8 protein-coding genes are annotated in these 9,943 nt (G+C 38.7%); 3 read left to right on the plus strand and 5 right to left on the minus strand.

Features of this window, described 5'->3' with window-relative positions:
- From rfbD to H5185_RS18985, 4 genes are all read right to left on the minus strand, one after another.
- A partial coding sequence (gene rfbD, locus H5185_RS18970) for a dTDP-4-dehydrorhamnose reductase (protein ID WP_182742865.1) occupies window positions 1-564 on the minus strand: 564 nt, incomplete at its 3' end.
- Window positions 565-566: 2 nt separating this feature from the next.
- Window positions 567-1,436 (minus strand): glucose-1-phosphate thymidylyltransferase RfbA, encoded by an 870-nt coding sequence (gene rfbA, locus H5185_RS18975; RefSeq protein WP_182742866.1) that lies wholly within the window; start codon window positions 1,434-1,436, stop codon window positions 567-569.
- A 51-nt stretch (window positions 1,437-1,487) separates the two neighbouring features.
- Window positions 1,488-2,573 carry a dTDP-glucose 4,6-dehydratase gene (rfbB, locus tag H5185_RS18980; protein ID WP_182742871.1) on the minus strand — a complete coding sequence of 362 codons (1,086 nt, stop codon included), beginning with the start codon at window positions 2,571-2,573 and terminating at the stop codon, window positions 1,488-1,490.
- Between the two features lie 352 nt (window positions 2,574-2,925).
- Complete coding sequence (locus tag H5185_RS18985) at window positions 2,926-4,092, minus strand: nucleotide sugar dehydrogenase (protein ID WP_182742867.1); 1,167 nt, start codon at window positions 4,090-4,092, stop codon at window positions 2,926-2,928.
- Window positions 4,093-5,646: 1,554 nt separating this feature from the next.
- Between H5185_RS18985 and H5185_RS18990 the strand changes: the two genes are divergently transcribed.
- The 3 genes from H5185_RS18990 to H5185_RS19000 are packed head-to-tail and all read left to right on the plus strand — an operon-like array spanning window position 5,647 to window position 8,810.
- Window positions 5,647-6,297, plus strand: coding sequence for a transglutaminase-like cysteine peptidase (locus H5185_RS18990; RefSeq protein WP_259396259.1), 651 nt, complete (start codon window positions 5,647-5,649; stop codon window positions 6,295-6,297).
- 26 nt (window positions 6,298-6,323) lie between these two features.
- Window positions 6,324-8,414 carry a LapD/MoxY N-terminal periplasmic domain-containing protein gene (locus H5185_RS18995; RefSeq protein ID WP_182742868.1) on the plus strand — a complete coding sequence of 697 codons (2,091 nt, stop codon included), beginning with the start codon at window positions 6,324-6,326 and terminating at the stop codon, window positions 8,412-8,414.
- Between the two features lie 3 nt (window positions 8,415-8,417).
- Window positions 8,418-8,810 carry a hypothetical protein gene (locus H5185_RS19000; protein WP_182742869.1) on the plus strand — a complete coding sequence of 131 codons (393 nt, stop codon included), beginning with the start codon at window positions 8,418-8,420 and terminating at the stop codon, window positions 8,808-8,810.
- A 641-nt stretch (window positions 8,811-9,451) separates the two neighbouring features.
- Here H5185_RS19000 and H5185_RS19005 read toward each other — a convergent pair.
- A complete protein-coding gene (locus tag H5185_RS19005) occupies window positions 9,452-9,733 on the minus strand; it encodes a GIY-YIG nuclease family protein (RefSeq protein WP_182742870.1) in 282 nt (93 codons plus the stop codon).
- Window positions 9,734-9,943 lie beyond the last annotated feature (210 nt).

A 9,943-nucleotide genomic window follows, 5' to 3' on the forward strand; every position in this document is an offset into this window, starting at 1 on the left:
ACCCGCATAAGTAGGGCCGCCAAACTGATCAGCAACTACACCTAAAGACTCTCTCGTTTTAGCAAGGCGTAGCATGGTTTTAACAAAGTTATTACCGTGCTCACCAAATACCCATGCTGTTCTCAATATAATATGTTTAGGACAAGCCTGTGCAACCGCTTGTTCACCTGCTAACTTACTACGACCGTACTCACCTTGAGGAGCGGTTACATCTGACTCTGTATAGCTCTCAGTGCTAACGCCATCGAAAACATAATCGGTCGAAATATGAATGATAACGGCATTGATTTTATTTGCCGCATGCGCAAGATTACATGGACCGTCTCTGTTGATAGTATTGGCTAAATCACATTCTTGTTCAGCTTTATCTACAGCCGTATAAGCTGCTGCATTGATGATTATATTAGGCTGAAACTCGCTAACTATTTTGTCGACTTGAATTTCATCGGTGATATCAAGCTCTTCACGGCCTAATGCTAAAAAGGTTAGCTCAGTCTGTGCTTCGAGAAGATCGACTAAACATCTACCAACCTGGCCATTCTTACCCGCGATTAATATTTTCATACTTAAGCCCCGTTAGCTAAACGATCCAAGTATTGACCATAGTTATTTTTCATCATTGGTTTGGCCAATTCAGCGAGTTGTTCTGAGCTTAACCAACCATTACGCCACGCTATCTCTTCAAGGCACGCAACTTTTAGACCTTGTACATGCTCTATGGTTTGTACAAAAGAAGACGCTTCATGCAAACTTTCGTGCGTACCAGTGTCTAACCAGGCAAAACCACGACCGAGCAGCTCAACATTCAAGTTACCTTGGTCTAAATACATTTCATTCAAGGTGGTAATTTCTAACTCGCCGCGATGTGACGGCTTAACTCGCTTTGCCATTTCGACAACACTGTTGTCGTAGAAATATAAACCTGTGACAGCATAATTTGATTTTGGCTTACTTGGTTTTTCTTCTATCGATATGGCTTTCATGTCGTTATCGAACTCAACCACACCAAAACGTTCAGGGTCTTTTACTTGATAACCAAATACTGTGGCACCGTTTTCTCTATTCGCTGCATTCTTTAATGTTTTACTAAAGGATTGACCATAGAAAATATTATCACCCAATACTAAACACACACTGTCTTTACCGATAAATGCTTCACCGATCAAAAATGCTTGCGCGAGGCCATCCGGTGAAGGTTGTACTGCATAGGTTAGATTGACCCCAAAATCAGAACCATCACCTAATAAACGCTTAAAACCTTCATTGTCTTCTGGCGTGGTAATAACCAATATGTCTCTAATGCCTGCAAGCATTAATGTTGACAGTGGGTAGTAGATCATTGGCTTGTCGTATACTGGCAATAACTGTTTTGATACACCTCTTGTGAGTGGGTATAAACGTGTTCCTGAACCGCCTGCTAAAATAATTCCTTTCATAAAACCTCAAACGTTATACGTTAAACATGTCAAATATTAGAAAATGCGGGATTAAGCATTAATGCCTAATCGCTCACGTTGGTAGCTACCATCTTGCACATGTTGACACCATGTCTGATTAGTCAGATACCATTCGATGGTTTTACGTAGACCCGTTTCAAATGTTTCTTCTGGCTGCCAGTTAAGCTCTTTGCTCATTTTACTCGAGTCGATCGCATAACGACGGTCATGACCTGGGCGGTCTGTGACATAAGTGATTTGTTCAGCGTATAAGGTGTCTTTTGGCACTAGGGCATCTAAAATACTGCAAATGGTATTAACCACTTCAATATTTTGCTTCTCGTTGTGACCGCCGATATTATATGTTTCACCGACTTTACCGGTCGTCACCACCTTATAGAGCGCACGAGCATGGTCTTCTACATAGAGCCAATCACGAATTTGATCACCTTTGCCGTAGATTGGAAGTGACTTGCCTTCTAACGCATTTAGGATCACTAATGGGATTAACTTCTCAGGAAAATGATATGGACCGTAGTTGTTAGAGCAGTTAGTCACAATGGTGGGTAAACCATATGTGCGTAACCACGATCTCACTAGATGGTCACTTGATGCTTTAGATGCTGAATAAGGACTGCTTGGTGCATAAGCTGTTTCTTCGGTAAATAATGGCAGCGCTTCATTACAACTTTGGTCCTCTTGTTCATCAGGATGAGGTAAATCACCGTACACTTCATCTGTAGAGATGTGATGAAAGCGAAATGCCTTCTTCGCATCAGTAGATAAAGTATTCCAATACTCTCTGGTCGCTTCTAGCAAGGTGTAAGTACCAACTATGTTAGTTTGAATAAAGTCAGATGGTCCGGTAATTGAACGGTCAACGTGAGATTCAGCCGCGAGGTGCATCACTGCATCAGGTTGGTATTGCTTAAAGACGCGGTCTAATTCAGCACGATCACAAATATCTACTTGCTCGAAAACATATCTGTCACTCGACTCGATACTGACCAATGATTCAAGGTTACCGGCATAGGTCAATTTATCAACATTAATGACACTATCTTGTGTATTATTGATGATATGACGAACAACTGCAGAGCCAATAAAGCCTGCACCACCTGTGACTAAAATGTTCATATTTTTCATATTACCTTAAAAAATTTTGAATGTTGATGAACTAATAAATAAACTAATTATTATTTATTAGTTCAAAATAAAAAACTAACAACCAATAAAAACCCTTGAATTAATAGAACACTTTATAACAACCATTTTAAAAGCCATAATCGATAAAATAGTCAACATAAGTCCTAATATTGAAAATAATGCATAGGACTGAATTTTTTCACCGTAGGCAAGGTTAATTAAAACCAACCGATACATATGAACCAAATAAATAAAAACAATAGCTAACCCGCGAAACCAATTAATACTTTGTAAATACTCTGGCTGCTTAAAGTTCTCCCGCCCTATAATCAAAAACACAGTGTCAATCCTGACAAAACAAATCACGTGTATATACTTTTGCCGATACATCAGTGAGTTCTTCTGCCATGCGATTAGACACAATCACGTCCGCATGGGTTTTAAACTGTTCAAGGTCACGATATATTTTTGAATTAAAGAATTCATCTTGCTCCATAACTGGCTCAAAAATGATCACTTCAACGCCTTTGGCTTTTATGCGTTTCATGATCCCTTGAATACTCGATGATCTGAAGTTGTCAGAGCCGGACTTCATAATTAGGCGGTAAATACCAACAACTTTAGGGTTACGCTTTAAAATTGATTCGGCAATAAAGTCTTTACGGGTGGTATTTGAATCAACAATTGCGCCAATTAAATTATTAGGAACATCAGCATAGTTTGCACGTAATTGCTTTGTGTCTTTTGGTAAACAATATCCACCATAACCGAATGAAGGATTATTATAGTGATTGCCTATTCGTGGGTCCAAGCAGACGCCATCGATAATTTGTTTACTGTCGAGGCCGTGTGCTTCTGCATAAGTGTCTAACTCATTAAAGTAAGCAACTCGTAATGCTAGGTAGGTATTTGAAAACAACTTAACAGCTTCAGCTTCGGTTGAGTGAGTAAACAAAACCTCGATGTCTTGTTTAATTGCCCCCTGCACTAGCAAGTTAGCAAAGAGTTGAGCGCGCTCACTTTGTTCGCCAACAATAATCCGTGATGGATACAAGTTGTCGTGTAGTGCTTTGCCTTCGCGTAAAAATTCTGGTGAAAAGATAATATTGTCACAAGAAAATTCTTGTTTGATACGTTCGGTATAGCCCACTGGCACAGTCGACTTGATGATCATCACCGCACTCGGGTTTATAATGATTACATCTCTTATGACTGACTCTACCGATGAGGTATTAAAATAGTTTGTCACTGGATCATAATCTGTGGGTGTTGCGATAATGACAAAATTTGCATCTTTATATGCTGATACTTTATCTAATGTAGCAGTAAAATTTAGCTTTTTATTGGCTAGAAAATCTTCGATTTCTGTATCGGAAATTGGTGAGATTTTGTCGTTAAGCAAGGCAATTTTTTGTTCTATTATGTCTACCGCGACAACCTGATTGTGTTGTGCCAATAGCATAGCGTTAGATAAACCGACATAACCTGTACCTGCAATCGCTATTTTCATTTAGATAAACTTCCTGGTGATCTTGAATAATTTTTTATTGGTGGCTTTTTAAGCCTTCATATATGTTTGCAGTGATTAGTCAGGAGAGTGCTATAGCAAACATCTACAGCTGGATTCCCAATAACAGATCTTGGGAATGACGGCGTTTATGGATCTAATAATGACAACGTTTGTGAATCTAGTAATGATGGTCTTTATAAATCTACTAATAACGGTGTTTATAAATCTTGTAGTGATACTGTTAATTAATCTAACGAGATACTATTTATGGCTCATTATCGAGTGAGACACCGCTTATATGGCGAAACTTATACTATTGATTAATAAGATTATATTTTATCTTATCAATCTCAATAGGCAGATTTTTAGCTAAAAAAGACACGCTACCGCCACTAGATTACAGCTTCCAGATTGCTATGACGCGTTTCAAATTGTCTGTTTTTTGAGGTTTAACGCTTCAGAACGAAGCAGTAGAAGGTCCCTTGGTAGATGCTTTTTAGAGCACTACTAACTGATTTTTAACTTAAGTACTTAGTTATTATTAAGTAAAATCAGTTTTACCCTATCTAACATGTAGTTAGCATAAAACCACTAACCCGAAGTGATAGGCTGGGATGTAGCGGAAAATAGTAATGATATGAGTTCACGTTGGAAATAAGCTAACGAAGCAAAATCTTCTGATTTTAAGCTCAACAATAGTTATTTGTGGCCTCATGCCTTATTTACAATTCCTTCTCTACTATTCGTTTTATCTTCGTTCCTCTTATTCGCCGGGGATTATAATGTATACCGTAAGTTAATGACAGTTTTTTGACTAATTTAATTAAACGTCATTTTTTGGTCAACTTGTGCATTCTTTACCCGTATTTTTCGTCAATAGCTGCTTTTTACTGCATCTTCTTTACTGGCATCGTTTCAAACTAATCTGTGTTTACTTGCAACATGATGTTAATGCTTATTAGCAACATTCTTAACTAGCCTACAAATTTATGACGCACCATTTACCCGCACAACCCAATAATTCGCACCTTTTTAGTGCAATGCAACGTCATAGTCTGACACTCTGCTGAGGCGGTATAAGTGAAACCCTTTATCACCTACATAACTAGTAAAACTAAAACTAGAGCACTGTTTAATAAACATTAAATATCATTATTAATTTTATTACTCTATGTTGACTATCGAAATGACTAGGTTTGTTAGCCGCTTAATTAGACTGTTTAGTACAACATTTATGTTGAAATAGCCCTTTTCACCCCTCGGGTTAATCAAGTTACGTGCCAACAAATTGACACGGTCAAAAAAACCATCTGCCTAATTGCTTTTTGGTTAAAAATAAGACTAAATGCACTTGTTGAATTTTTACGCTATGCTGATGCAGTTTTCTGGACGCGGTATATTAATTTATGCAATTCGTCATTTTATTGTCGTTTTAACACCAACTAGATTATGATGTGCATAATTATTACTGCCATTTATGTATCTTTATTACACTTAGCTAAATTTGCTCACATGATTAGTAGGAATTAACGTATTAAGTTTGCTGTGTTTGGCATGGATAAATATCGCCATTGGCTAGTAATGTCTGTGGTGTTTTCTGCTGTGTGCTGGGCAACCATCAGTGACGATTTGTTTACCGACGATTTCTTTAAACAAATTCAACAACGTTATGGTGAAGACAGGCTAGAAGATTTTAGTGATTGGCGAGATACCATCGCTGAAGGAAGTACGCTTAGTGACATGGATCGTTTACATTTAGCCAACCAGTTTGCTAACAGGCGTATCCGTTTTGTAAGCGATAATGATCATTGGCAAAAAAGTGATTATTGGGCGACGCCACTTGAATCATTAGGCAGTAAAGGTGGAGATTGTGAAGACTTTGCCATCTTTAAGTATTTTACATTAAAGGCCATGGGGATTGATGAAAGTAAGATGCGCTTGATGTATGTGCGTGCTTTATTGATAAATGAACCCCACATGGTGTTAATTTACTTTGAAAACCCAAAGGCAATGCCCTTGGTGTTAGATAACTTAAAAACACAAATTTTACCTGCTAGCCAACGCCGAGATTTAAAGCCTGTTTATTCATTTAATGGCCAAGGATTGTGGTTAGCAAAAGCGCAAGGGTTAGGCAGTAATAAGCCCACTAGCGGTGGCACTAAAAATTGGACTGATTTAATCAATCGAATTGAAAATGGCGAATAATCGTTACAAAGGATCTGGAGCAAACCATGTTTTCTAAAGGAATGTCGTTACGAGTACAGTTGTATCTCCTAATAGGCTGTTTATCGATTTTTAGCTTTGGCGCTGCGTTATACAATAACGTATCGAATATGCGTGGCTATTTAAATGAGCAGTTGGCATCTCATGCACAAGGTGCTGCACACAGTTTAGGATTATCGATATCACCTTATATGGATGAAGAAGGCCTGGTAATTGCAGAAACAATGACCAATGCTATTTTCGATTCAGGCTATTATCAACACATTACATTTACCGATCTTGATGGCAAAGTATTATTTGAACGCACCAACCCTCAAGGTAACTTTGCCGTACCAGAATGGTTTATCAGTTGGTTTACGTTGCATCCTCCTGTAATGACCAGTGAAGTGAGTGACGGCTGGCGTATTGCCGGTAAACTGGAAGTGCAATCGCATGCGGGTACGTCATATAAAAGTTTATGGGATCATGCGGTTAGCAATTTAACTTCAACGTTATTTCAACTTGTTATAGCCTTATTATGTGCTTACTTCATTTTAAAGTCGGTGTTAACCCCTCTTAATAGTATTGAGAAGCAAGCTGAGTCGGTGATTCAAAAACGCTTTGAGCTTAATCCTATTAAGCCCTTTACCACTGAATTACGTACTTTAGTTAATGCGATTAATCGTATGATTGAGAATATTCAGCGATCATTTAACGAACAAACTCAATTGGCAGAAACCTTGTCGCGTGATGTTTACATTGACTCGCACACTGGGTTGCCAAATCGCCGAGCATTGTTAAAAAAGTTTGAGTCAATTCAAGCTGAATATGAACAACACGGAAACCGCTTTTATTTAGGCTTGCTGTCGATGACCTCTTTAAAGCAGGTGAATGACGATGAAGGTTATGGCAGTGGTGATGACTATATTTTATCTGGAGCACAGCTTTTTAGTAAGCAGATAAACAGTTTACAAGAGTCGACCTTATACCGTATTTCTGGGTCTGAATTTGCTTTTTTGAGTTCACTTACTGAAGATGAAGCCAAAGAAGTCGATGAGCACATTGCTGAGAGTATTTTGATTGAAAGCTCATCACGTTTTGGTAATGGCTTTGCAAAACATAGCCTCACCCGCGTAAACCATCAAGAAGACTTTGCTGATGTCGTTATGCGTTTAGATAATCAGCTTGTTCATAATCAATATGCAGATAAGGCCAAGGGGCTCGTTTCTGCTCAGGGGATGCAAAAGAATCATTCGCGTGAAGAATGGGTTGGAATTTTGACTCAGTTTACTGAGTATTTCAAAAACGAAATTAACCACTCTAGCAGCAAAGATTTTGCCATTAAGTGTATTCCGTTAGATAAATTATTCGATTTAATGCTCCAGCCTGTAGTGGATGATAATCAATCAATTTTATATGTTGAGTCGTTTGTTCGCTTTAAAATAGCGGGAGAAAATTTATCGACTTTAGACGTGTTTGCCATGGCTGAAAGATTGGGCTTGTTGCAAGATCTTGAACAAGCTGTTGTGTGTTTTATTTTTTATAAGCTGCAACACATTGAACACACGCGTGTGGCGATTAACATTAGCAACCGTGCGCTGCATAACCCAGTGTTTACCGATTGGTTGTTTGATTTATACCAAAAATTGCATAGAACCCTTCCACCACTTTTGTATGAATTTAACGAGTCTGGTGCAATGCTTTCGCTTGAATCGACAGAGAAGTTTATTAGCCGAGCGAAACAATTAGATATTGATATTGCCATTGAACGTTTTGGCTCTAGCTTGAGTTCATTTTGCTACATCAGAAACTTAAACATTGATTACATTAAGATTGATCCTAGTTATGTGCGTGACATAGCTGAATCTGACACACGCTTTTTTGTTCAAACGGTGATTCAAATTTGTCATGGTATTGGCATTAAAATCATCGCACCACAGGTAGAATCGGTCGTTATAGGTGAACATTTTTCACTCATGAATATCGATGGTTTACAAGGTAATGGATTGTATGCTGTGCGAAATTTCAGTACAATTATCCCCGCTAACGCAACAAGTACATGGATCAGTGCATTGCAACTGAATAACTTTAGTCATTCAACAAATATCGAGGCAGAATAAATAATGCGCAAAAATAAATTAACCCTGTTATTGGTTTCAGCATTATTGACTTCGGGCATGTCTGCCGGCGTTATGGCTGAAGATACTTTAACCGCTAGTACTCAAAATACTCCAGTTTCAGATGCTGCTACACAATTAGCTAATTCTCTTGTTGCCGCTAATGGCGATGAAGCATTGATAATCGAAGCATTAAATTCTGCTGTTGCTGCAGGTTTGAGCTCTGATGACATCTTAGCGATTGCGATTGCTAATGGGATTGACCCTGCTATTGTTGCAGCCAATCTTCAAGGTGCACAAACTGCCGGCGGCGGTGCATTTGGTGCAGCTCCAGCTCCAGGTGGTCCAGGCTTCGGTGGCGGCTCAGGCGGCGGCGCTGGAACAATATCTAGCAACTAATTTTTTAACGCAGTTTCGTTTTAATACAGTTTACATAACTACAAAACGAATTTGCTTTAAAACAAAAAACAGCGTAATTTGCGCTGTTTTTTTATGCCTAAAATTCAATATATTCTTTAGCCGCCACACAGAATCATTATCCAATCGTCATTCCCGAGATCTGTTATTGGGGATCCAGCTGTTGATTAGATTTGGGTTCCTAGGTTCTAGGTTTCGCCCCACCCGCTCGTCATCCCTGAGATCTGTTATCAGTGATCGAGGTGTTGCTGTTGACCTTGTGTAAAAGCAAAAATCTACACCTGGATTCCGGCTCAAAAACATACCGGAATGACGGAGTAGTGGGAGTTTAGCATCATCGCCGTCATCCTCGAATACTTTTATCGGGGATCCAGCTGTTGCTTAGATTTGGGTTCCTAGGTTCTGGTTGTTGCCCTACCCGCACGTCATCCCTGAGTGCTTGTATCAGGGATCCAGGTGTTTCTGTTGACCTTGTGTAAAAGCAAAAAGCGAACACCTGGATTCCGGCTTAAAAACATTGCCGGAATGACGGAATAGAGGGAATTTAGCCTCATCGCCGTCATCCTCGAATGCTTTTATCGGGGATCCATTCTTTGCCTTGTTGATGATAAAAGCTGATTGATTTATATTTCGAGATCATCCCAACGTGGATTAAACTTCTCAATTAATTGAATTTTCCATTCTCTCTTCCACTTTTTAAGCTGTTTCTCTCTTGTTATAGCATTATAAATATCATCAAAAACTTCGTAGTAGACTAATAAATTAATTGAATATTTTTTAGTAAAGCCATCAGACAAGCCATTTTTATGCTCCCAATTTCGTCTGATTAAATCAGACGTCACTCCAATATAGAGTGTGCCATTAGGCCGATTAGCCATGATGTAAATATATGATTGCTTATCCATAAGCGTGTACCTGACTAAATGATAAATAAAATATAGCATCTAGTTAGATGGGTGCCTGTAAAAGCTACAAACTGGATTCCGGCTTAAAAGCATTACCGGAATAATGAGATGGACCCACCCTTCTAATCGGCTTCATAGTGAGCAATGATAAGTTTGTACACTTTATCAACAAAGGGCGGGTCCGAATATGAAGATTACAACAATTGGTTT

The sequence above is a fragment of the Shewanella sp. SG44-6 genome, from assembly GCF_014164185.1.
GTDB lineage: Bacteria > Pseudomonadota > Gammaproteobacteria > Enterobacterales > Shewanellaceae > Shewanella > Shewanella vesiculosa.